The following is a 23,121-nucleotide window of genomic DNA, read 5'->3' on the forward strand; positions in this document are numbered from 1 at the left end:
CGATCCTCGACGGATCGTCTTTTTTTTCATAATATCGATGGGCTATCGCCAGCCTCCACTTGCCAAAGCTTTTCAAAAAAAGGCTGCCCCTTCACAAGGTTTTCACAAAGTTGAAGGTGCTTCTCTGACCAACCTTCCTTCATTTCTTCATATAACTCAAGCCAAGCTATCTGAAAATCCATTTCTTGTATGCTTTCATATTTCTCAGGGGCCCATTCTGTATACCAATAGCGGATTTCAGCAGTGTTTTTCGCCGTAAATAATTGGTCCATGGCCATGAATAGCAATTGCTTAAGCTGTCTTTCTTTTCTTGTCAAACCGTTCATGAATAAGGGAGACGGCGACAGAATATGATATTCTTTCTCAGATGTAGGTTTTTCAGTAAAGGTGTAATCCATCTCATCGTGGTTTTCTATCATGTCATAAACAATTTGTTCCTGCCGGGGAATTATTCTGCTTTTCCTAATCGGAATATGATAACCTATCGTATCAACAGCTAAAATTCCATTTCCGTCAGTCACGATAAAACAATAGTCAAGCTGAATTCGTTCATGATTTTTCCTTGCATATGCTTTTTGATACACATCATTCAGCAATGGCTTAGGTAATTCTGACAAGTCGTTTTCTATGTAGTGGAACAATGTTGATGACACTTTCAACAAAGGAACTTGATCTAGTAGTTCAATCCCATCATCCTTCCTCCATTCATGAAAATGACAAATATTATAGCCGTTTTCTTCTCCTTCAAACCAGTTAACCCATACATCATGAAGATATAGCATCATTCATCCCTCACTTAAACAAATTTCTGTTTGTCAATCAGTATAGGCAGGAACCATACAATTTATTCCTATTCTAGAAAACAGATTAAGAAAAAAAGAACGTATATATTAACTCTTTTTTGATAAGAATTCTTCAGATTGAATAGTGAATGATTTTTTCACAGAGAGTTTTTCAGAATTTTTCACTAGATAATAGCCACTACAGTATCCAAGCATATATGGATATCCTTTCGTCCCAAGCAGAAGTACATCATGAAGAGGATCTGTACGTTTTATCATGTGCCTTTCCTCTAAATGCTTGCTCCAAAATTCTCTTAGTTTATCTTCCTGATATAACTTAGTCCATTTCGCTAAAAATTTTGCTCCTAAATATTTTCCCACCGTTCTTTCCGCCAATCCTTCCATGATCATCGTATCCAGGAGAGTGAATTCATTTTGGTCCTTTTTCAAATGATGCAGACGGCAAACATGATGATATTCATGAATCAACAGGGCCTCCATTTCCTTTTCGGCTATCCCCTTGCCGTAAAAAAGGAATAGTTTATCTTTAAATGCCAACCCTGACTTCGTTTCAACTTTTTTATTCCATATACCTGAAGACATGAGCGGAAAAATATATATGGGAACATCAGGACCTCCCCACAGCTTCTTATAAGCTGTAAACAAGCTTTGTGTTTTTTCCCATACATTATTTTCTTTTAAGTCTTCCCATGTGAGTTTTGTTTTTTGATTCGGCGAATACATGCCATGCTTCAATAAATGATGATAAATCATGTCCGCATCAAGGTTGTTGAATGTACTTTTAAGTCTTTCCATCATCTGGATCGGGCGGTTGAAATCCTTCCACATCCATTCATTGGTTGAAATGACTCCCATTTCCCATACACCTCCGCTTCTATTGACTATCGTATGATTTAAAGAGGGCGGTTGACACATATTCTATCCTTTGCATTTGCATTTTCACTTCAACATAAAAAGAGCAGATCCCAAAAGATCTGCCCTTCCTTCAAAACTTATTGATATTTCTTGAAAAGAATAGTTGCGTTATGTCCACCGAATCCAAGTGAATTACTGATGGCTGCATTGATTTCGCCCTTCCTTGCTTGATTCGGAACATAGTCCAAATCACACTCAGGGTCTGGTGTTTCAATATTGATGGTTGGAGGTAAAATGCTGTCCCTGATTGCCTGAATCGTGAAAATTGCTTCCACACCGCCTGCTGCCCCTAACATATGGCCTGTCATTGATTTAGTGGAACTTATTGCAAGTTTATTAGCATGGTCGCCAAAGACTTCTTTGACTGCCATCGTTTCGTATTTGTCATTGTATGGCGTACTCGTTCCGTGGGCATTCACATATTGGATGTCTTCCGGATTCAAACCTGCATCCTCAATTGCAATTTTCATCGCTCTTGCCCCGCCTTCTCCACCTGGTGCCGGAGCGGTAATATGGAAGGCATCTCCAGTTGAGCCATAACCAGCTATTTCAGCATAAATCTTGGCTCCTCTATTCAATGCATGTTCAAGATCTTCCAGAACGATAATTCCAGCTCCTTCCCCTATTACGAAACCATCACGATTAAGATCAAAAGGACGGCTAGCCGTTTGTGGATCGGGGTTGGTCGATAAAGCCGTATTTGCACAGAAGCCTGCAACCGACATTTTTGTGATTGGCGCTTCGGCCCCGCCTGTGATCATTACATCGGCATCGCCGCGTTGAATGGCTTTAAACGCATCACCAATTGAATTTGTTCCTGTTGCACAGGCTGTTACCGTACATGAATTGATTCCTTTTGCACCCAGTAAGATGGAAACCTGGCCGGCTGCCATGTCCGGAATCATCATTGGAACGAAAAATGGGCTCACCCGTTTATATCCTCTGTTTAAAAAGTTTTCATGCTGTGTTTCAAGTGTCTCCAGCCCGCCGATACCCGAACCGATCCAGACCCCGACACGTGCAGCATTTTCATCGGTTATTTCCAGCTTGCTATCATTATATGCCATAACGGAAGCTGCAATTGCATAATGGGTAAAACGGTCCATTTTGCGTGCTTCTTTACGATTTATATATGTCTCTATATCAAAATCCTTGATTTCAGCAGCCACTTTAACGGGGAATTCTTCAGCATTCAAACGAGTTAAAGGCCCTATCCCCGACTTCCCCTCGATTATATTCTTCCATCCAGTTTCTGCATCATTACCAACTGGAGAGATTGCTCCAATACCTGTTACAACTACACGGCGATTAGTCATTAAAAATGGCTCCTTCCTATTTTTAAAGCTCTTACGATTTGCTTCTTCTTTTATTTACCCCACCTAAGAGCGATCGCTCCCCATGTAAGGCCACCACCAAAACCGACCATGACGATTAAGTCATTGTCCTTGATTCTTCCTGCTTCCATTTCTTCCACAAGGGCCATTGGAATGGACGCTGATGAAGTATTTCCATATTTATGAACCGTTTTTGTCATTTTTTCAAGTGGGAGACCCAAGCGTTCCCTTGAGGCTTCCATAATGCGAATGTTTGCTTGATGCGGAACAAGCAGATCCACATCTTCCTTTGTCAAACCAGCTTTGTCCAATACACTCAGGCTGGATTCCCCCATCTGACGGACAGCAAATTTAAATACTTCACGTCCATTCATATGAATGAAATCTCCTTCCTGTAATAAGTGCTTCCCACCAGTTCCATCTGCGCCTAATTCAAAGGAAAGGACCCCTTTGCCTTCAGATACAGGTCCAAGTACAGCTGCACCCGCTCCGTCACCAAAAAGTACAGCAGTATTACGGTCTTCCCAATTGGTTACTTTCGAAAGTTTTTCAACACCGACAATCAACACATGCTTATATGCACCTGTCTTAATAAATTGCTGTGCCGTGATCATTGCATACATAAAACCGGCACATGCAGCACTTACATCCATTGCAGCTGCCTTCATCGCTCCCAATTTCTCTTGAATCATGCAAGCGACAGAAGGAAACGACTGATCCGGTGTAACAGTAGCTACAAGAATTAAATCTATCTCTTCAGCCGAAATTTCCGCATTTTTCAATGCAGCTTTTGCGGCTTCATAAGCCATATCTGATGTATCAATATCATCTTTGGCAATTCTTCTTTCCTCAATACCCGTCCTAGTCCGAATCCACTCGTCGGAAGTGTCCATAATTTTCTCTAAATCCGCATTTGTAACGATTTTGTCGGGTAAGTAGCGGCCAAGCCCTAGTACTCCAGCATTCATTTTGCCATCCCCTTATATTTTAATGAGTTATTATAAGCATCTATTATTACCTGGTACTAATTTTATATAAAAAAACACTTCCTTGCAAGAGTTAACAATTTGAAAACCTAAAGAAATCTCTTTCCGAAGTCGGCCAAGCGCCTATGCCAGGGGAATTTAGGGACATACATTATTAATAAAAGGAGATAGGAGGAATTTATTATGGACATATTCAATCGCAACAGCGAGAGAAAACCGGATGATCATTTTTCGAATTTGATGTTTGGCAGGAAAGCTGAACCTGTGCAAGAGGAATCGAAGGTTGATTACATGCAATTGATGGCGAGCGTCGAAACATTGATGGGCTTATACAGTCAATACAAACCTACCATTGATAAAATTAATCTGAACCCATTGATCGCTAAGTTCTTGAAAAAAGAATAAAAAAATTTAAGGCTGCCCTTTTACCGGACAGCCTGCCTTTAATTAACGCTGAGCATCTTGTTTTCCAAGCTCATAAGCTTCTTGCATTACGCTTTTAAAGAGCTCCATGAATGGCTCTGCCATCTCCATTGAGAATGGAATCCCGCTTGCTTCAAGCTTCGCTTTAGCCTCTGGGAAGTACTTCATGGCGATTCCCATAAATTCAAGAGTTTTATCTGAACTCATTGCTTTTCCCCCTATCTTTTGTGATCGTTGTGATGCCCAAATAAAGCTCAATATTATCATAATTCCACATGCCCCTTTCGTAAAGGGCGCACATATAAAATCATGAATATCTTTTGAAGTTAATTCCTATCCTTGAACATTATAGTACAAGACATATGGATTAGAGGCAAATATGCAGTTTTGCCCTTCCCGAAATAACGAAAAATTCCGGTTTCATATTTGATTATGGTCTCCCCCGTTTATCACGCTTTCTCCATGTTTTAAGTAAGTTTAATCGTTTATTATGTTTTCTTTGTAAAGCAATGCCTTCTTCTGGTTCCAATTTGCTTTGCACTTCAAAAATTGTTCCTTTATTGATTTTAGTTGTTGATTGGGAAGTGACTGAATCCATACTATCACCAAATATTAGCTTGGCACATTTATTCCAATGATCATCTATACTGCTGCACAATTGGATTTCCCTATCGGAAGATGAGGTGAGCACTGTATCCAAAGCATTAACAAAATCAGTGATGTAGAGAGCATCCCCGGTATATTCGGCAGCAATTGCAGCCTTGATACCAGACTGTTCAAGCTGATTGATTCCAGCTTCAAAGCTCATGCCTTCCGATTGCCAAGGTCCATAAATCGTCGGTAAAAATATGATTTTTGCAGAATCTATTCCACGAATCGAGCTTAATATGGACTGAAAAATACTGACATCTTTTTCAACAGGCATGAAAAGAACGAAATTTGGCGTTTCATTCTTGCCGTTTTTTTTGCATTTCTCAATGAAGGAAACGATTTCGCCTATTAAAAAATCGATTTTATCCATTTTTCCACTTTGAATATCGTAACAAGATATGAACACCGTGTCCTGCTGTGAAATATCCAATAATTTAAGTTTATTTATCGGAAAGTATAAATAATTTGAATTCCTGGCTATTTCAAGTTCCTTTTCTTCCATAATATATTGACTTGCTTCGGAATCAGCCCAATCGATTCCGATTACTTCTTCACCTTGGTTCAAAAAATATTGAGTCACATAGAAGCCCACGAATTGATAAGTGCCAATGACAATGTTTGTTTGCATATATACAGCCTCCTCGTATGCCATCAAGCCCGCTTCATCCGGCACGTCTAGTTTTTTTAGATGCTGTATCGTATGCAAACTATTGTAAAAATATATCTCTTCTCATAAAGTCTCTTCATTCTCATTGAAAAACTTCTGTATTTGATAGGGGATTTTATAACGTTTTTCGGGCAATATATATGTCAGCTGTAAGTCTGCTTTTCTAGCCAGCTGGATTTGCCGATAAAGGGAGGCTTGCTCTTTCCGTAAGCTTCCAAAAACCTGAATCACTTTCATGGGGATATTCTCTGCGATTACTGAATCTTCAGTGTCCAGTATATGCCGTTCACATTCTGCCGGATCGAGCTCATATGCAGCGGCGACCTCGGACAGCCACTTTTTATAGAAGAACTTATTTTCCTTTTCTTTCTCCAGTTGTGCTTTCAAGGAAAAAACCGGGTCGATCAATACGACAGACCGGATTTTATTCCCAAGTTCATTCATTAGCTTTAAAGCAAGGAGCGCGCCTGTCCCCTCTGCCAATATATGAACCCTTTGATTGACTATTTCTTTTTTCATGAATAGAATATACAGGTTGAGGGAAAGGTCCAGTGCTTTAGGACTGCCCCAGTTGGCTCCATGAAAATTGGATGAAAATAGAGTGTATCCGTATTCCTTTAAATATTCCAATATCTGCAGCCTGCCAGGATGCTGCAGCCAAAAGCTGCTGTCTTTTTCGACAAAATGACTACGGTCTCCAATTACCATTACGGAAAAACCACTGGGCCGCTCTGGATAATAGATGATATTCCATTGGTCATCAATTTGAAAAGTTCGTTGTTCCATCGTTCAAACTCCTTTAAGGAATATTACTACTACTATATTAATTTATGACGAAAAATAGAAAGGGTCAGTGGAAACGCCTATTCTTATCTTAAATTAACCAAGCTGGGATGATTTTTGATTTTATTTTTTCCCCTATGATTTCCCTTTTGACGTTTGGAACCAACTAGTCTGCCAGAAAAAGTTCTCTTATGATTTAATGTATTGAATTATTTAAAGGTTATTATTAAAAACACGTTTTAACTGTATATTAATTATGGTAAGATAAAAATGAATGTAGTGGAATGAGGTGAAATTCGATGCGTTATGCTTGGGCAATTTTTTGGACATTCTTATTAGTGCATATGACTGTATATGTTGTTTCTTCCATGATCGGAGTTTCATACGATGCTGCGCAGGGAACGATTTTAGGATTAGCTGCTGCTATCCTGATTCTTATCATCCCTGCTATCTTGCCTGCCGGGCCAGCTAAAGACTCTCATCAACATTAAGAAGCAAAAAAGGACATCCTTTTTAGGATGTCCTTTTTGTTATACCGTACTTTGCTTACGGGTAAACCGCATTTCAACGTTTTTATATGAGGACCAATTCATCATGATCATAATCAACCGTGATTCCTTCTTTAACCTCAACAGTCCCAGCTATGATTTTACGCGCGATTTTGGTTTCCAGATGCTTTTGGATGAATCGCTTCAGCGGTCTTGCTCCATATACCGGATCATATCCCTGATCCGCAATGAATTCCTTAGCGGCTTCAGTGACGTTCAGGACTATATTTTGTTCAATTAACCTTACTTGTAATTGATGAACCATTTTATCTACGATTTCAACGATTTCTTGTTTCGTCAGAGGTTTGAATAAAACAATGTCATCAACTCGATTCAAAAATTCCGGACGGAAATGGCCTCTTAACTCTTTAAAGACCTGATCTTTTATTTCTTCTTCAATGCCTCCATCCAACCGGTTGGACTGCAATAAGAAATGGGAACCGATATTGGAAGTCATGATGATCACCGTATTTTTACAGTTGATTGTTCTGCCTTGAGAGTCTGTTATCCTTCCATCATCCAACATTTGCAGCAAAATATTGAAGACTTCCGGATGCGCCTTTTCAATTTCGTCTAATAATATGACTGAGTATGGGTTTCTCCTAACAGCCTCCGTAAGTTGGCCCCCTTCCTCAAATCCAACATATCCAGGAGGTGCACCAACAAGGCGCGACACGGAATGTTTCTCCATATATTCCGACATATCGATTCGAATCATATGTTCTTCACTATCGAATAACGTTTCTGCCAAAGCTTTTACCAGTTCGGTTTTACCGACACCCGTCGGCCCAAGAAAGATGAATGAACCGATTGGTCTGTTTGGATCTTTAATTCCAGCCCTTGCTCTTAAAACGGCATCGGATACGAGTTCCACCGCTTCTCCTTGACCTATTACGCGTTCATGCAGGATATCAGATAGGCGAAGCAGTTTCTCCCTTTCACTTTCCACCAGCTTGCTTATGGGAATCCCCGTCCACCTTGCAACAATCGAGGCTATTTCCTCCTCCGTGACTTCTTGGCGAAGCAATCGTGATTCCTGTTTTTCCTTTTCCAATTCGTCTTCCATTGCTTCCAATTCTTTTTGAAGCTGCGGAATCCTTCCGTGCCGAAGTTCAGCTGCCCGGTTAAGGTCATAGTCATTCTCTGCTTGTTCCAGTTCATGACGCAGTTTCTCAAGCTCTTCACGTTGATCCTGCACCTTTTGAAGCGCTGATTTCTCCATTTGCCACTTGGATTTCATGCTATTCGCTTGATCCTGAAGTTCTGATAGTTCTTTTTGAAGCGCTTCAAGCCTTACTTTGCTTTGAGGGTCCTCCTCATTCTTCAAGGCAGCTTCTTCAATTTCAAGTTGCATGACTTTTCTCGTGATTTCATCCAACTCGGATGGCATTGAATCGATTTCCATTCGAATCATTGCACACGCTTCATCTACAAGATCTATCGCTTTATCCGGTAAAAATCGCTCCGTTATATATCGGTTCGAAAGGACAGAGGCAGCAACGATCGCCCGATCATGTATCCTGACGCCATGGTGAATTTCAAACCGTTCCTTTAATCCCCGCAAAATTGAAATCGTATCTCCCACATCCGGTTCAGGAACCAGAACCTGTTGGAAACGGCGTTCCAAAGCCGGATCTTTTTCAATATATTGTCGATATTCATCAAGGGTCGTTGCACCGATACAATGCAGCTCACCGCGCGCAAGCATCGGCTTTAACATATTTCCGGCATCAAGTGCGCCATCCGTTCTTCCTGCACCGACAATTGTGTGTAATTCATCAATGAATAGAAGAATTTTACCTTCACTCTTCTTGATCTCATTCAACACCGCTTTTAGGCGTTCTTCAAATTCACCGCGGAATTTGGCCCCAGCGACAAGCGCACTCATATCTAGTGAAAAAACGGTCTTGTCCTTTAATCCCTCCGGCACATCCTTCCTGACGATCCTTTGTGCCAACCCCTCGACGATGGCTGTTTTACCTACTCCCGGTTCTCCTATTAACACTGGATTATTTTTCGTTTTACGTGAAAGGATCCGGATGACGTTACGGATTTCCGTATCTCGACCAATTACGGGATCGACCTTCCCCGATTTAACCTCAGCAACGAGATCTCTGCCGTATTTTTTCAGTACTTCATAAGTGCTTTCAGGATTTTGACTAGTCACTCGCTGATTCCCCCTTATATCGTTTATAACCCGTTTTGCTTTATCATAATCCATTCCATGTGATGAAAACAGCCTGTTTACATTCGTTTTATTGACTTGCAATGACGCAAGCAGTATATGTTCGACAGATAAATATTCATCCTCCCACATCTGCATTTCTTTTTCGGCAGCCGTCAAAATTTGCTGTAGGGAGGATGACATGTAAACTTGGGAAACACTCCCGCTCACCTCCGGTAATCGATCCAGTTCCTTATTTAGCTCTATATCAAATAGATTCATCGGTTTACCAGATTCCGATAAAATCCTGATTAATAAACTTTCATCCTGTTCCATTAAGGTCTTAAATAAATGAAGCTCCGTCAGCTCGGGATTCCCTCTATCTTTGGCTAGTTCCTGGCCGCCAATGAACGCCTGTTGGGTTCTCTCCGTCATTTTATTAATATCCATCTTAAAACCTCCCATTCATCTATATCATGAACGAATCCCCGCTTAGTTTGACCAAATTTGACCTTTATAATTTTCATTATACTTCTAATTTTCCCCATGTAAAGGAAAGTTATAAAAAATGCAGGACGCATGGAGGATAAACGGCAAAAGCCTTTCTTCATATAGAAGAAAGGCAGGCCCATTTGTAAAATGCATAAAATCCCTTAGCACAGTATTTGGATGAAACAAAACGGATTATGCTTTCACGGCCGTTTTATTGTACCCATGAAATTTATCGACGAATTGGAAATCCTTGTCCGTGCGACCAGCAAGGATCGTATCTCGAAGCAGAATGCCTGCATCGGTCGTATTGTGAATGATTTCCCCCCACATTCTTGCGCTCGTTTGAACATGAGCCGTACGCGGAATGCGTTCCTCTTGATATTCCAAAAATGCCTGTTCAATGTCATTCCCATGCTTATGAAGCATATCCGACAAATAAGCTGCATCTTCCAAAGCCTGGCAAGCCCCTTGTGCCAAGTATTGAAGCATCGGATGTGCCGCATCGCCCGTAAGCGTAATTCTTCCTTTTGTCCAATTATCAATTGGTAAACGGTCATACATTGGCCAGCGGCGTTGCCTCTGAATGAATGAAATCGCATTCTGAACTAGCTCACAAGTTCCGGCAAATACACGGTCCATTTCTTCCGGGGTTCCCCATTGATCTGTTTTTTCGTTTTCTTCCGTGTAATGAGAACTTTTGAACACCACTACTTGGTTGTATAGTTCCCCCCTTCTAACCGGGTATTGAACAAGATGGAGGTTTGGCCCAATCCACATATATACATCATCTAAATCACCATGGCTCGTAACCTCTTCCATCGGGATCGCTCCCCTGTATGCAACATATTGAGAGCAGACCGGTTGATCTTCCACAAAAAGTTTCCGTGCCTTGGACCATAATCCATCGGCTCCAATGACAGCAGATCCTGAATGTTGGGACCCGTTGGCAGAAGTAACCGTCACTTCACCTTCATTTTCTACTGTCTCAATAATTGTTTGGTTCGTAACCAGTTCGATATACGGGTTCTTTTCACAGGCTTCAGCCAGTACTTTATGCAAATCGGAACGATGCAAAACAACATACGGAGCTCCATATCTTTCTTTATAAACATCACCTAAGTCCAAAGCGGAAAGCTCTTTTCCGGAAAAGGCATCCATCATCACCAACCTTTTTGGAAATACTGCAATTTCATTGATTTTATCCATGACGCCTAAACGCTGCAATACGTTGGTGGCATTTGCTGCAAGCTGAATCCCTGCACCAATTTCACCAAATTCGGGAGCTTGTTCAAGGACCTTTACATACTGTTTCGTTTCTGCGATTCCTAAAGCAGTTGCCAATCCGCCAATTCCTCCACCGATAACGATGAATGGTTTTTTTTCTGTGTTCATCATCAATTCCCCCTAAATTAGTTGTTTAGCCAATGTTGCGGGCCAATACCACAGTAAGCGTTTTAATTCGACTGGCATTCTATATATCCATCAGGATCATTCTGAAAGTTTCAAACCGATTATTTTTAAACCAAAACAGGCTTGAATTCACTTTCAATCTTTTGGTAACCATTGTTTGCGTCTAATGCCTGTTGCTGTTCCAAATCGAATCTCTCCATTATTGGCAGGTCGTTTACCGAGAATAAGTAAGAATCGGCTTCTGCAACGTGCTCATGCCAGGCCCAATTCGGAACGACGAAGTAATCTCCTTTGGACCAGTCAAAACGCACTCCATTAATGACCGTATAGCCTGATCCTTGGTGCACTTGATAAATTGTGGAATGGGTATGGCGATGTGCTTTCGTATGGAAACCTTTAGGAAGTTTCTGCATCCATGCCCCCATCGTCGGATTGGCCGTTTGGCCATTTGATGGATTGATATATTCCACGGCGAAACCTTCATATGGGTCCGGTTCGAAATTCATTAATCCTTCTAACGCTGCTTTGGTGCCTTTCCACTTGTAGTTGGCAAGCGGTGCCACTTGTGAATAGCGGTCGGATACTGGACGAACCATTCCGCCTTGATAACGGAGCTCTGAAAAATTATCCGGCCGTTTAGGCGTTTCAATCCGATCTGGATATGGTTCAAAGAAAGTGCCACCTATGGAATAGATGGTTGGGATATCAAGGGCATCCATCCAAATCATTGGCTTTTCGCCAACATGTCCATGACCATGCCACAGGTTTTTAGGAGTGATCAAGAAATCTCCTTCTTCCATGAAGATCCTTTCTCCCTGTACGATGGAGTAGGCACCTTCACCATTCGTAATGAAACGAAGTGCACTTTGGGAGTGACGGTGGGAAGGGGCCACTTCACCCGGCAACAATAGCTGAACCGCTGCATAAAGCGTTTGTGTTGTCGAGGCCCATCCCCAAGGCTGGCGATAAGTAAGGCCAGGGTTTTGAAAATATATGGCCCTGCGCTCCCCTCCTCGGTCAGGAGTGAAGATTTCAGCTGCTTCCATCAATTTTTTTGTCAAAAGTTCTTCTTTCCATAAATAAGCATGGGCATGAGGTTTAGGTTCATGGTCCATCAGAGCGGGAATGGCTTCCCACAGCGGCCCAAGGTTATACTGCTGAATATCCTTTGTAAAATCTTTTACGATTGTACTATTCATGTATTCCGATTTTTCAGCCATATTAATCCATCCCTACTTTCTTTTTTTATCATTTCCTCACTGGATTTTAGAAAGGTTTCGCTTAATTTGATCATAGTGTCCTGAAACATGCTCATCGATGAAGTGATCGACTATATAAGAAACTGGTTTGTTTCCGAATTTAGCGAAATTCCGGTGTGGCGATTCTTTGGATAGTGTTTCTTCATCTAAATTCCCGAGACTGCTTTCCACTTTATATTTAAGCTCCTTCACTTGCTTCATGACATCATCAAAAGCAAGTTTGTCAGTATCAGTAACTGCTGCCAGTCGGGCTGAATCTTGCAATCCACGCCCCCATTTGGATCCAGGAAGCGCTATTACATTTTCCACTTCACCTAACCAATAAGGAATGGCCTCAGCTAAATGGGAAAGTATCTGCATGATTGACCATTCATCATCTGCAGACTTAAATCTGATCGTTTCTTCCGGAAGGTTTGCCGCTGTCTCAAGAATGTGGTCGATTGATTGTTGAACCGATAGGATTGATGTACCGATTTCCTGATAAGCCATTTTATTTTCCCTCCCCGACACGTCGCACACGGTTTTCAAGATAACCTATTTTGTCGATCTCGATTTTGACTACGTCACCATCTTTTAAGAACACTTGTGGATCACGGGCTACTCCTACCCCACCCGGTGTTCCTGTGAGGACGATGTCACCTGGTTCAAGAGTCATTAAATTCGATAAGAACTCAACTAGATATTTCACATCGAATACGAAGTTGGATGTATTCGTTTTTTGGCGTTCTTCACCATTTACCGTTAATCGGACATTTAAGCCAGATGGATCGGATAGTTCATCGGAAGTGACTAACCAAGGACCCATCGGAGCACTTCCTTCAACCGTTTTCCCTTGAAGCCACTCAAGTGTACGCCGTTGGATATCACGATACGTAACATCATTCGCAATTGTATAACCAGCTACATAATCAAGAGCATCCTCTTTAGAAACATTACGTGCCCTTTGTCCGACTACAAAAGCGAATTCCGCTTCATAATCAAGTTGTTCAGAGATTGGGAAAAACGGTATATCATCCTGGGGGCCGATTACTGTATTGGCGAACTTTGCGAATACCACAGGGAATGGCGGCAATTCGCGACCCATTTCAGCAATGTGCTCACGGTAGTTATGTCCGACACAAATAATTTTGCCTGGCTTTTGGACGGGGGCCTCAAGCTTTACATTTTCAACTTCATGCACCAATTCATGTCTGAAGGAATCACGATTGTTCAATGCGTAGTCCGCAGCCTTTTTCGCGATGGAAAGGCTTTCATTCCCTCCCTGTAAAAATGCCTCCATGGTTGCAGGGACATATGCTTCAGCGATTTGTTCACTGCGAAGTTTCCCTTCGCTTTCAAGAAGCGCTTGATAGGCATAATTCAAGTCGACTATTACATTATTCGGGTAAATTGCACCAATACGTTTAAATCCTTTACTGCTGAAAGTTACTAATTTCATATTTCATTCTCCTTTATTAATCTGGATTTTTTTAAAAAATCTCTTTTTGATGCCACTATCCTTATTTGTGGGCTAATTTTGCTGATTCGCTTCACAAACCAGAATATGAATGACTTTACATCTACTGATTTCACTTATAGATAACACTGTTCACTATTTATATAAATAATAACTCAATTTTCGGAATATTGTCAAGAAAGTATTGCAAATTTTTGTGCAAATGTTATCATCTACACCATTATGACTACTTCGAAATCAATAAAAAGGTCAGCTAAAGTTATTTATTTAATAGGAAAGTATATTGATAGCGTCAAGCAGCCTCCGGTTTTTCTGGCTAAATTTCATTAACTTTTACAGATTCTGATATACTAGACCTAAATTAAAACAGATTAGGGAGATTGATTTATGGAAATCGTAAAATCCGGTTCGACGATTCAATCATTACAAATAGGGATGAGCATCATAGATTTACTTGCTTCTCAAAGAACTCCTTTAAGATTCTCTGATATTCAAGAATTAACGGAAATAACGAAAAGTAACCTATATAAGTATTTGAATACTTTGACTCAACTGGAGTTACTATATCGCGATAAGACAACTGGAATGTATCACCTTGGGAGCAAATTGATTCAATACGGCATGGCAGCGATAGGAAATGAGGATGTCACGAGCAGAATAACTCCTTATTTACAGGAAATCAGTCACCATACTTCTTGCACGGTCCTTTTTTCCGTTTGGACATATGATGGACCAATCACGGCAAAAATATGGAATTCCAACCAAAACTTAAACATCGGGGCACAGTTAGGTACGCGACTTCCCCCATCATCCTCTTCCGGAAAGGTATTCACTGTATTTCAGGATCCTTCCTTGACGGCGGAATGGATTGAAAAAGATCGTAATGTTACAGGCTCATTCCTTAAAGAAACAAATGAATATGATGAAATTCGGAAAAACAAAATAGCTTTTGCCAAAGAGCCTCTTGTACCATCTGTTTCCTCCATGTCCATTCCGGTTTTTAATTATAATTCAGAATTACTGGGAGCGATCACTGCCGTTGGGTTCACCGAAAGCATTCCTGATCATTGTGAAGATCCTTTAAGTCACTATTTAAGAAAGAGCTGTTTGGAAATCTCGAAAATATTCGGTTATTCCGCTGAATAGAAAAAAGCAGGAAAAGGATGGCGCTCATTCCTTTTTCCTGCTTTTAGATGTTTCATGGCTTCCGCTTATATGTCCATATCCGGTTATGATTGGATGTTTCAGGAAAAGAATCCCCTGCATCAAGCTTTACCATCTTCGGATTCACTACCGTGCTGCCCGTTTCACCGATTTCTACGTAGGTCCCATTATTAGGTGCCTTCTGACCTGGCTTAAATTGACGATTTTGCCCCATAGATTTCACCCCTTTACATGCTTTCCCTGTTATTATTACCAGGTTCCTTCCTTTCATGTCAGAAAAATTAAGGACACACAGGAAATTCGGCTGAATTAAAAAAGCGTTGTTCTCTGAGCAGACGCTTAGACTGTAGACAAACTCGATAATAGTTGAGTTTGTCTACCAGTCTTTTTAATTTTTTAAACTTGAACGTGAATTGGAACTTCGTGCACTCGCTCTCCGCGGGCGGTCCGCCCTCGGCGCCATTGCGCCTGCCGGGTCTCCCTTGGACACGCTTTTCCCGCAGGATTCCCGTACCTTCCGTTCCAATCAACCTTGTTTTAACAATAAAGATAGACCCTTTTACCTACAGTCTTTTTTGTTTAAAATAGATGGATTAAAACTTGAGGTGATAATGATGCTTCTAAACATGGTTCTATTCAGTGAGATCAACTTGAATTGATTTACTTTAGATCAACTGGTGCCATCGAACCATTTGGTTCGTAAAATGGAGGCAACAATTGGTGTCTTTTTCATTTATGACTTGGTGGAAAATATGTTTCAGAGGTAGGACGCCCAAGTATTGATCCAGTTATTATTCTCTAACTGCTACAAATAAAATCAAAAAGGTTTCGGAATGAGACCATTCCGAAACCTTTTTTTCTACAAACTGAGCGACTGCTCTTTGAAGAGACGCTTTTTTGGTTAAGACATTAAATCCACCAGGACCGCCTTTTGGGCATGCAGACGATTTCCGGCTTGGTGGAAAACGACGGAATTAGGTCCATCGATGACTTCAGCCGTTACCTCTTCTTCCCTGTGTGCAGGCAGGCAATGCATGAATAAGTAATCTTCTTTAGCAAATTTTACAAGTTCACCATTGATTTGATAATCTTTAAAGGCTTCTAAGCGGATACCATTCTCGATTTCCTGCCCCATGGAGGTCCAAACATCGGAATAGACGATATCCGCATCTTTTATGGCTTCTGAAGCGGAGGTTGTCACCACAATTTCACTGCCAGTCTCTTCTGCCACTTTTTGAGCATAGGCGACGACTTTTTCATCGGGTTTATAGGCTTCAGGACACCCAATGGAAAAATCCATTCCCATTTTTGCACAGCCTACCATCAATGAATTGGCAACATTATTGCCATCACCGATATAACTCATTTTCAAGCCTTTTAGCTGCCCTTTTATCTCGATGATCGTCAAGAAGTCAGCAAGCACCTGACAAGGGTGTGCAAGATCAGTTAATCCATTGATGACTGGGATAGAAGCGTTTTCTGACAATTCCAGGATTTTTTCATGCTCGAAGGTACGAATCATGATGCCATCAATATATTCAGAAAGGACTTTTGCAGTATCGGAAATAGTTTCACCACGTCCAATTTGCAAGTCATTGCCACTCAGGAACAAAGCGTGTCCACCAAGCTGCATCATGCCTACTTCAAAAGAAACACGAGTACGGGTAGACGATTTTTCAAAGATCATCCCCAGCGTTTTCCCTTTTAAAGGCGTATATTCTTCACCAGCTTGCAATTTGCCTTTAATGGTCTGCGCTAGCTTTAACAAATCTGCAATTGCCGTTGGTGTAGACTCTTTCATGGTCAAAAAATCTTTTCCATTTAAAATCTTCGCTTGTGTCAGTGCCGTCATTGAACTCATACGTGTGACACTCCTTTCGAATATGGTACAAGCCATTCCTGAAGCGAGGTAACCCCTGGATCAGCATTTTCTACCGATTGTAGATAGGCCTTGAAAGTCTCTTCTTCCGTAAATGCAAGCAGTCTGTATTTCGCTGCAAGTAACCTTAGCTTCTTATCTTCTTCCGTTGTTCCATATGCCAAAACGACCGAAGCATTTCCTTCATTTAACCATTTATCAAAATCTGAATTTCCCAATATCAAACCTGCTTCTTTGATTTGCACTAACAAATCTTCACTTAATTGGACTGATCCTGATTGATAAACACCTGAAGTATGTTTAGCTTTTTGAGCATGGAATACTTTTGTCAGCGCTTCATTTACCGTTTCTCCGATGGCGATTCCTTCACCTGTTGATTTCATTTCCGGACCTACCTTCGAATCAAGTCCGCTTAGTGCAAAGGTAGAAAATACAGGATATTTGACGACAGCATACGGAATTTCTTCCATTAAGCCCGTTTTTTCGAACGCATTCGACAATGAATATTTCCCAAGCAATATTTTTGTCGCTATTTGCACCAAGGATACATCGGTCACTTTACTGATGATTGGAATTGTCCGACTGGCACGGGGATTCACTTCCAATACATATACACTATTTCCCTCAATCACGAACTGGATGTTCATAAGTCCTTTATAACCAAGTTCCCTAACTAGTTTTGTAGCATAAAGGGTCATTTTATCTTTGATATCATCCGTTAAGGATTGAGCTGGCAATATTGCCATGCTATCCCCTGAATGGACACCTGCTTTCTCTATATGTTCGGCAATGATGGGAATGTATACATCATTTCCATCCGCAATCAAATCGATTTCTGCTTCCTTCCCTGGAATATAGGAATCGATCAACACGGGATATACAAGTGCCGTTCCATTTACCATTCTATTCACTAAGCTTTCCTTGGAGCGGATGATTTCCATTCCCTGGCCGCCAATTACATAGGATGGGCGTAAGAGCACTGGAAAACCGATTTCCTCTGCACAGGCAATTAATTGTTCTTCACCATTAGCCATTGAACCCGGTACATGGGGGATATCCAGTTTTTGAAGAAGCTGATAAAAACGATCACGGTCTTCTAATTGATCAAGTGTATCGAAGGAAGTCCCCAACAAATTGACCCCGTAATCTTCCAGGCCTTTTGCCAGGTTTATCGCAGTCTGCCCACCAAATTGGACGATAACGTCTTTTATATCTTCCGCTTCTATTACATTAAGAACATATTCAAGAGTTAAAGGTTCAAAATAAAGGCGATCTGCCGTCGCAAAATCCGTACTTACCGTTTCCGGATTATTATTGATCATTATCGTTTCAACATTTTCATCCTGGAGTGCATAAACACCGTGAACCGAACAGTAATCAAATTCTATACCCTGTCCGATGCGGATCGGACCGCTGCCAATCATCAAGACTTTCTTTTTATCAGTTTTTTTCTGTTCGTTCTCACCAAAATATGTTGAATAGTGATAGTTCGTATGTGATTCGAACTCGGCTGCACATGTATCAACCGTTTTGTAGACCGCCGTAAGGCCTAGTGATTTACGGTGTGCTCTCACTTGCATCTCACTTACTTTCCATACGGAAGCAAGATAGCGGTCTGAAAAGCCCTTTTCCTTGTATGTCTGCAGTTCTTCCCTTGTTACCTGATCGATTGCCTTAGCTTCAATCTCCATTTCATTTTGGATCAATGACGCAAAGGATTTAAGGAAGAAATAATCTATGGCTGTCGCTTCATGGATTTCTTCAATCGTCACACCTTTTCTAAGCATTTCAAAAATGACAAATATTCGTTCATCGGATTTTTCGCCAAGCTTTCCCCAAAGTTCCATAACCGTTTTATTTTTCAGCGATGATAGCTGCAGCCCAATCGTTTTCAATTCCAAAGAATCGACGGCCTTTTGGACTCCTCCTTCAAAGCTGCGGTGTAAAGCCATCACTTCACCAGTCGCCTTCATCTGTGTTCCCAATTTGCGGTTAGCGGTCGTGAATTTATCGAATGGCCACCTCGGGAACTTCACCGCTACATAGTCAAGAGCAGGTTCGAAGCTTGAATATGTGCTTTTCGTTACAGGATTGATGAGCTCCGATAAATCGTAGCCGACAGCGAGCTTTGCGGCTATGCGTGCTATGGGATAACCTGTTGCTTTGGAAGCTAGTGCCGATGAACGGCTGACGCGCGGGTTTACTTCTATTAAATAATATTGCTTGCTATTCGGATCAAGTGCAAATTGAATGTTACAGCCGCCTATGATACCTAACGCAGAGATGATTTTAATCGAAGCGGCACGCAGCATCTGAAACTCATCGTCCGATAAAGTCTGTGATGGTGCCACGACAATCGAATCACCTGTATGGATCCCTACCGGATCGATATTTTCCATATTACAGATAGTGATGCACGTATTGTTGCCATCTCGCATAACTTCATATTCGACTTCCTTATAACCAGCTATGCTTCTTTCAATCAAGCATTGTGTAATCGGACTTTCTTGAAGTCCGCCCCGTACAAGTTCCTTAAAGGTGTCCAGTGAATCAGCAATCCCACCGCCAGTTCCGCCGAGTGTATATGCGGGACGAACGATGATCGGAAAACCGATTTTGTCGGCAAAAGCCAGCGCTTCTTCAAGAGTATGGACAATCGTACTGTCGGGAACGGGTTCACCTATTTCAAACATCAACTCACGAAACAGTTCACGATCCTCCCCTTTTTTGATGGAGTCGATCGGAGTTCCCAATAATTTGACTTTATATTTTTCAAGTACTCCAGCATCATCCAATTGATAAGCAAGATTCAATCCTGTTTGACCGCCTAATGTAGCGAGCAGGCCATCCGGCTTTTCCTTGGAAATGATCTTTTCAAGTACATCAACTGTTAAAGGTTCGAAATAGACAGCATCCGCATTCATATCATCAGTCATGATTGTTGCAGGGTTGTTGTTGACCAGTATGACTTTATATCCTTCTTCCTTTAAAGCAAGGCAGGCCTGTGTACCTGCATAGTCGAATTCGGCGGCCTGCCCGATGACAATCGGCCCCGAACCAATCACTAAAATGGTCTGTATCGTGTCGTCCTTAGGCATAAGCTTTTTCTCTCCCGCTATATTCATTTATCATTTGTAAAAAGTCGTTGAATAGTATTGAACTCTCGATAGGTCCTGGATTTGCCTCTGGGTGGTACTGGGTAGTGAAGATTGGCAATTCTTCATGCATGAGCCCCTCAACCGTGTTATCATTCACGTTTCTAAATCTCACTTGCAGCGATGTTCCTTTTAAGCTCGGTTCATCAACCTCATAACTATGATTCTGCGAACTCATATACACCTTTTTAGTTTTCAAATCGACCACGGGCTGATTCGCACCGCGATGTCCAAACAGCATTTTTTTTGTATTTCCACCTAAGGCAAGGGCCGTTAATTGATGACCGAGGCAGATGCCCATCGTTGGAAAATTCGTAATGATCTTTTTAATGTTTCCTAAGAGGTATTCAAGCTGTTTTGGATCCCCAGGCCCATTTGAAAGCAAAATGCCATCTGGCTTCAAGTCCTTGATTTGCTCGAATTCAGTATCGAATGGCACGACAGAGACTCGGCAGCCTTGCTCGACCAATGAATCCAATATGGATTTTTTATAGCCAAAATCCATCATTACCACGTGCTTGTCACCTTTCCCAAAACTCTCGACAACCTTTGTGGATACCTCAGCAACGTGGGCTGATAAACCATTCAGACTAGGTACGACAGTGTATTTTTCTTCCGCCGAGATGACTGCCTGCATGGAACCTTCCTGTCTTATATTCTTAACGACCGCTCTTGTGTCAACATGGCTTAAAAGAGGAATGTTCCACTTGTCTAAATATTCACCAAGTGAATATTTAGCTTGATAATGGGAATGGCTCATATTTCCCTCATATACAATCACACCGGCAACATGCGGCTTCTTACTTTCAAAATCATGTTCATTGATTCCATAATTTCCGATTAGTGGGTATGTGAAGATGACAATCTGGTCCTTATATGAAGGATCTGTCAACACTTCTTGATATCCGGTCATTCCTGTAAAAAAGACAATCTCTCCAGTGATTGTTTTTTCAGTCGATTCAGTCAGCAGTTCCCCTTCAAAGACGGAACCATTCTCTAAGTATAGATAGCTTTTCATGATCTTCACCTCTTTAGATGATGTATATTTATATACACAATAGCATAATTATTCATTTCATTCTATAAAAATTCAATAAATTTAGATAGTTTGTTTTACTGCCAATACTTTTTTAATTTTGTTTATAGCACTATTGATCTCCGATTCGGTAACTGTCAGAGATGGGAGTAAACGAAGTACTGTAGGACCTGCACTCAATACAAGTAAGCCCTCTTCTTGCAGTTCCATTAAAAACACCTGAACATCCTGTTTACATTCAATTCCGACCATCATTCCCAGACCGCGAATCTCTTTCACTTCTTCCATTTCCATCAATGCCTTTGCTAATTCGCTCTCAAGGTATTCAGCCTTTTTAACGGTTTCTTTTAAAAACCCTGATTGGAAAATTTCCTTCAACACGGCTTCGGCCGCTGAGACACTAACGGGATTACCGCCAAAAGTGGACCCATGACTTCCAGGGTTAAAGAACTCAGACAGTGCTTCCTTTCCAATCATCGCCCCGATTGGCAGGCCATTTCCCAGCCCCTTTGCTGAAGTGATGATGTCCGGTTGGATATTAAAATGCTGGAATGCAAAAGGTTTCCCTGTACGCCCTATTCCAGTCTGAATTTCATCTATGATAAGGAGAGCTCCGTGTTCTTGGCATTGAGTTTGAATCGCGTCCAGATAAGATTGCTGAACAACATGAATGCCGCCCTCTCCTTGAACTATTTCAATCATTACAGCTGCCGTATTTTCATCAATGGCCGCTGTCATGGCATCATTATCATTAAATGGAACATATTCGAACGAAGCTAGCATCGGTCCGAAACCAGTCTTGATTTTTTCCTGCCCCGTTGCAGCCATCGTTGCAAACGTACGGCCGTGAAAAGACTGCTGACATGTAACAATTTTGCTTTTCCCAGTGGCTTTACGTGCTAGTTTGATAGCTGCCTCATTCGCCTCGGCACCGCTGTTGGCAAAGAACACCTGACTTAAACCAGAGGCATCAGCCAGCATTTTTGCTGTCCGTTCCTGTAAGGAACTTTGAAACATGTTCGATACATGCCAATATTTATTAAGCTGTTCCGTGACAGCCATTTTTACTCTTCTCATGACAATGTCCAAGATTCAAAACCCCGATTCCGGATGTGAAATCCAGATACTCTTTACCTGTTGTACTCGTAATCTTCAATCCTGACGCTGTTTCTGGCTCAATGTTCCACCTTGCATATGTTGGAAATAAAGAACTCATTGAAATACCCCTTCCTCCTGAAGAAATTTCGTACCGATGAATTGTCCGCCTTGATAAAAATGATCTTTCCCACTAACGATCATCACTTCTTCAATCCCTTTATTCAGCACCGACAACGCTGTATTGACTTTCGGGATCATTCCCCCATGGATACTTCCATCCATGATCATATTCTTCGTTTCCGTTTCATTCAATTTCTCAATGATCTGCCCATTCTTCAAGACCCCTTTAACATCGGTCACAAATAAACACATATCGGCCGATAGTGCCTTCGCTACAGACCCAGCAGCCATATCGGCATTCACATTTAATTTATTGCCTTCTTCGGTAGTTGAAATGGGCGTCAATACCGGACAATACCCTTTTTCGAATAAAAGTTCGAATAATTCCGTATTGACTTGTTGTATCTCACCTACAGCTCCAAGTTTCTGTTCATCGATATAATCACCTGAAAGAATTCCGCCGTCAGAGCCATTTAAACCGATTGCCTTGATGCCATGAGCTTCCAATTTATGAACGAGGCTGCGGTTCGATTTGCCTGCCAGCATAAGTTCCACAATTTCCAACACTTCGGTGGTCGTTTTTCTTAAACCATCTTCAAATACTGGTTCAATTTCAAATTTTTCAAGCATTGAATTTATATCAGGGCCGCCTCCATGCACAAAGACAATTTGGTAGCCGCGGTTTTGCAACTCTCTAACACTATTGAAAAACGACTCAGATAACTCATTAATGATGCTGCCGCCGCACTTTATGACTAATATATCCATATTTTCACCT

Annotated in this window: 20 protein-coding genes and 1 pseudogene; 3 read left to right on the forward strand and 18 right to left on the reverse strand. The window is 41.4% G+C overall.

Annotation, left to right across the window (positions count from 1 at the left end; all coding sequences use genetic code 11):
• Positions 1-26: 26 nt before the first annotated feature.
• The 4 genes from QFZ73_RS04855 to QFZ73_RS04870 form a co-directional block, all read right to left on the reverse strand.
• The gene (locus tag QFZ73_RS04855) at positions 27-782 is read right to left on the reverse strand and encodes a YjbA family protein (protein WP_034314514.1); all 756 of its coding nucleotides are present in this window, start codon (positions 780-782) and stop codon (positions 27-29) included.
• 108 nt (positions 783-890) lie between these two features.
• Positions 891-1,658: a DUF2268 domain-containing putative Zn-dependent protease gene (locus tag QFZ73_RS04860; protein WP_307263617.1), complete on the reverse strand. Its 768-nt coding sequence runs from the start codon at positions 1,656-1,658 to the stop codon at positions 891-893.
• 137 nt (positions 1,659-1,795) lie between these two features.
• Positions 1,796-3,034, reverse strand: a complete 1,239-nt coding sequence (gene fabF, locus QFZ73_RS04865) for a beta-ketoacyl-ACP synthase II (RefSeq protein WP_063232185.1) — start codon at positions 3,032-3,034, stop codon at positions 1,796-1,798.
• Positions 3,035-3,084: 50 nt separating this feature from the next.
• Positions 3,085-4,020, reverse strand: a complete 936-nt coding sequence (locus QFZ73_RS04870; protein WP_307263622.1) for a beta-ketoacyl-ACP synthase III — start codon at positions 4,018-4,020, stop codon at positions 3,085-3,087.
• A gap of 201 nt (positions 4,021-4,221) precedes the next feature.
• On the opposite strand from QFZ73_RS04870, the gene QFZ73_RS04875 reads away from it, so the two are divergent.
• Positions 4,222-4,443, forward strand: a complete 222-nt coding sequence (locus QFZ73_RS04875) for a hypothetical protein (RefSeq protein ID WP_307263627.1) — start codon at positions 4,222-4,224, stop codon at positions 4,441-4,443.
• Between the two features lie 42 nt (positions 4,444-4,485).
• Here QFZ73_RS04875 and QFZ73_RS04880 read toward each other — a convergent pair whose 3' ends face one another.
• The 3 genes from QFZ73_RS04880 to QFZ73_RS04890 all read right to left on the reverse strand — a co-directional run bounded on the left by QFZ73_RS04880 (position 4,486) and on the right by QFZ73_RS04890 (position 6,565).
• Entirely contained in the window at positions 4,486-4,668 is a 183-nt protein-coding gene (locus tag QFZ73_RS04880; RefSeq protein ID WP_034314525.1) for a ComZ family protein, read from the reverse strand.
• Between the two features lie 223 nt (positions 4,669-4,891).
• A complete protein-coding gene (locus tag QFZ73_RS04885) occupies positions 4,892-5,740 on the reverse strand; it encodes a Rossmann-fold NAD(P)-binding domain-containing protein (protein ID WP_307263631.1) in 849 nt (282 codons plus the stop codon).
• Between the two features lie 102 nt (positions 5,741-5,842).
• The gene (locus tag QFZ73_RS04890; RefSeq protein ID WP_251437691.1) at positions 5,843-6,565 is read right to left on the reverse strand and encodes an alpha/beta fold hydrolase; all 723 of its coding nucleotides are present in this window, start codon (positions 6,563-6,565) and stop codon (positions 5,843-5,845) included.
• 296 nt (positions 6,566-6,861) lie between these two features.
• Between QFZ73_RS04890 and QFZ73_RS04895 the strand changes: the two genes are divergently transcribed.
• A complete protein-coding gene (locus QFZ73_RS04895) occupies positions 6,862-7,053 on the forward strand; it encodes a YjzD family protein (RefSeq protein WP_207441043.1) in 192 nt (63 codons plus the stop codon).
• An 82-nt stretch (positions 7,054-7,135) separates the two neighbouring features.
• Here the strand turns inward: QFZ73_RS04895 and clpB are convergent, their stop codons facing one another.
• From clpB to QFZ73_RS04920, 5 genes are all read right to left on the reverse strand, one after another.
• On the reverse strand, positions 7,136-9,724 hold the full coding sequence (gene clpB / locus QFZ73_RS04900) for an ATP-dependent chaperone ClpB (RefSeq protein WP_307263638.1): 2,589 nt from the start codon (positions 9,722-9,724) through the stop codon (positions 7,136-7,138).
• A 234-nt stretch (positions 9,725-9,958) separates the two neighbouring features.
• On the reverse strand, positions 9,959-11,158 hold the full coding sequence (locus QFZ73_RS04905) for an FAD-dependent monooxygenase (protein WP_307263641.1): 1,200 nt from the start codon (positions 11,156-11,158) through the stop codon (positions 9,959-9,961).
• A gap of 125 nt (positions 11,159-11,283) precedes the next feature.
• Positions 11,284-12,396 (reverse strand): cupin domain-containing protein, encoded by a 1,113-nt coding sequence (locus tag QFZ73_RS04910; protein WP_251437686.1) that lies wholly within the window; start codon positions 12,394-12,396, stop codon positions 11,284-11,286.
• A gap of 36 nt (positions 12,397-12,432) precedes the next feature.
• Positions 12,433-12,924 (reverse strand): DinB family protein, encoded by a 492-nt coding sequence (locus tag QFZ73_RS04915; RefSeq protein ID WP_307263647.1) that lies wholly within the window; start codon positions 12,922-12,924, stop codon positions 12,433-12,435.
• Position 12,925: 1 nt separating this feature from the next.
• Positions 12,926-13,873: a fumarylacetoacetate hydrolase family protein gene (locus QFZ73_RS04920; RefSeq protein WP_251437684.1), complete on the reverse strand. Its 948-nt coding sequence runs from the start codon at positions 13,871-13,873 to the stop codon at positions 12,926-12,928.
• 405 nt (positions 13,874-14,278) lie between these two features.
• Between QFZ73_RS04920 and QFZ73_RS04925 the strand changes: the two genes are divergently transcribed.
• Positions 14,279-15,037 carry an IclR family transcriptional regulator gene (locus QFZ73_RS04925; RefSeq protein ID WP_307263652.1) on the forward strand — a complete coding sequence of 253 codons (759 nt, stop codon included), beginning with the start codon at positions 14,279-14,281 and terminating at the stop codon, positions 15,035-15,037.
• A gap of 52 nt (positions 15,038-15,089) precedes the next feature.
• Here the strand turns inward: QFZ73_RS04925 and QFZ73_RS04930 are convergent, their stop codons facing one another.
• The 6 genes and pseudogenes from QFZ73_RS04930 to argB form a co-directional block, all read right to left on the reverse strand.
• Entirely contained in the window at positions 15,090-15,269 is a 180-nt protein-coding gene (locus tag QFZ73_RS04930; RefSeq protein WP_034314546.1) for a YjzC family protein, read from the reverse strand.
• 687 nt (positions 15,270-15,956) lie between these two features.
• Positions 15,957-16,907 (reverse strand): ornithine carbamoyltransferase, encoded by a 951-nt coding sequence (gene argF / locus QFZ73_RS04935; RefSeq protein WP_373458991.1) that lies wholly within the window; start codon positions 16,905-16,907, stop codon positions 15,957-15,959.
• A 5-nt stretch (positions 16,908-16,912) separates the two neighbouring features.
• Positions 16,913-20,032, reverse strand: coding sequence for a carbamoyl-phosphate synthase (glutamine-hydrolyzing) large subunit (locus QFZ73_RS04940; protein WP_307263660.1), 3,120 nt, complete (start codon positions 20,030-20,032; stop codon positions 16,913-16,915).
• Complete coding sequence (locus tag QFZ73_RS04945; RefSeq protein WP_307263663.1) at positions 20,025-21,107, reverse strand: carbamoyl phosphate synthase small subunit; 1,083 nt, start codon at positions 21,105-21,107, stop codon at positions 20,025-20,027. The genes QFZ73_RS04940 and QFZ73_RS04945 overlap by 8 nt, the downstream gene beginning before the upstream one ends.
• An 81-nt stretch (positions 21,108-21,188) precedes the next feature.
• Positions 21,189-22,341 (reverse strand): annotated as a pseudogene (locus tag QFZ73_RS04950) (acetylornithine transaminase).
• Positions 22,338-23,111 carry an acetylglutamate kinase gene (gene argB, locus QFZ73_RS04955; RefSeq protein WP_307263666.1) on the reverse strand — a complete coding sequence of 258 codons (774 nt, stop codon included), beginning with the start codon at positions 23,109-23,111 and terminating at the stop codon, positions 22,338-22,340. Before argB ends, QFZ73_RS04950 begins: the two are co-directional and overlap by 4 nt.
• Positions 23,112-23,121: the final 10 nt, after the last annotated feature.

Origin of the sequence: Peribacillus sp. V2I11, from assembly GCF_030817135.1 — a bacterium.
GTDB lineage: Bacteria > Bacillota > Bacilli > Bacillales > DSM-1321 > Peribacillus > Peribacillus simplex.

What these genes read in the sequence shown, in the direction of transcription:
- QFZ73_RS04910 (WP_251437686.1), bottom strand. Translation starts at nt 12,396, where the DNA reads ATGGCTGAAAAATCGGAATACATGAATAGTACAATCGTAAAAGATTTT.
- argB (WP_307263666.1), bottom strand. Translation starts at nt 23,111, where the DNA reads ATGGATATATTAGTCATAAAGTGCGGCGGCAGCATCATTAATGAGTTA.
- argF (WP_373458991.1), bottom strand. Translation starts at nt 16,907, where the DNA reads ATGACGGCACTGACACAAGCGAAGATTTTAAATGGAAAAGATTTTTTG.
- QFZ73_RS04930 (WP_034314546.1), bottom strand. Translation starts at nt 15,269, where the DNA reads ATGGGGCAAAATCGTCAATTTAAGCCAGGTCAGAAGGCACCTAATAAT.
- QFZ73_RS04870 (WP_307263622.1), bottom strand. Translation starts at nt 4,020, where the DNA reads ATGAATGCTGGAGTACTAGGGCTTGGCCGCTACTTACCCGACAAAATC.
- fabF (WP_063232185.1), bottom strand. Translation starts at nt 3,034, where the DNA reads ATGACTAATCGCCGTGTAGTTGTAACAGGTATTGGAGCAATCTCTCCA.
- QFZ73_RS04860 (WP_307263617.1), bottom strand. Translation starts at nt 1,658, where the DNA reads ATGGGAGTCATTTCAACCAATGAATGGATGTGGAAGGATTTCAACCGC.
- QFZ73_RS04855 (WP_034314514.1), bottom strand. Translation starts at nt 782, where the DNA reads ATGCTATATCTTCATGATGTATGGGTTAACTGGTTTGAAGGAGAAGAA.
- QFZ73_RS04890 (WP_251437691.1), bottom strand. Translation starts at nt 6,565, where the DNA reads ATGGAACAACGAACTTTTCAAATTGATGACCAATGGAATATCATCTAT.
- QFZ73_RS04915 (WP_307263647.1), bottom strand. Translation starts at nt 12,924, where the DNA reads ATGGCTTATCAGGAAATCGGTACATCAATCCTATCGGTTCAACAATCA.
- QFZ73_RS04895 (WP_207441043.1), top strand. Translation starts at nt 6,862, where the DNA reads ATGCGTTATGCTTGGGCAATTTTTTGGACATTCTTATTAGTGCATATG.
- clpB (WP_307263638.1), bottom strand. Translation starts at nt 9,724, where the DNA reads ATGGATATTAATAAAATGACGGAGAGAACCCAACAGGCGTTCATTGGC.
- QFZ73_RS04905 (WP_307263641.1), bottom strand. Translation starts at nt 11,158, where the DNA reads ATGAACACAGAAAAAAAACCATTCATCGTTATCGGTGGAGGAATTGGC.
- QFZ73_RS04940 (WP_307263660.1), bottom strand. Translation starts at nt 20,032, where the DNA reads ATGCCTAAGGACGACACGATACAGACCATTTTAGTGATTGGTTCGGGG.
- QFZ73_RS04875 (WP_307263627.1), top strand. Translation starts at nt 4,222, where the DNA reads ATGGACATATTCAATCGCAACAGCGAGAGAAAACCGGATGATCATTTT.
- QFZ73_RS04880 (WP_034314525.1), bottom strand. Translation starts at nt 4,668, where the DNA reads ATGAGTTCAGATAAAACTCTTGAATTTATGGGAATCGCCATGAAGTAC.
- QFZ73_RS04885 (WP_307263631.1), bottom strand. Translation starts at nt 5,740, where the DNA reads ATGCAAACAAACATTGTCATTGGCACTTATCAATTCGTGGGCTTCTAT.
- QFZ73_RS04920 (WP_251437684.1), bottom strand. Translation starts at nt 13,873, where the DNA reads ATGAAATTAGTAACTTTCAGCAGTAAAGGATTTAAACGTATTGGTGCA.
- QFZ73_RS04925 (WP_307263652.1), top strand. Translation starts at nt 14,279, where the DNA reads ATGGAAATCGTAAAATCCGGTTCGACGATTCAATCATTACAAATAGGG.
- QFZ73_RS04945 (WP_307263663.1), bottom strand. Translation starts at nt 21,107, where the DNA reads ATGAAAAGCTATCTATACTTAGAGAATGGTTCCGTCTTTGAAGGGGAA.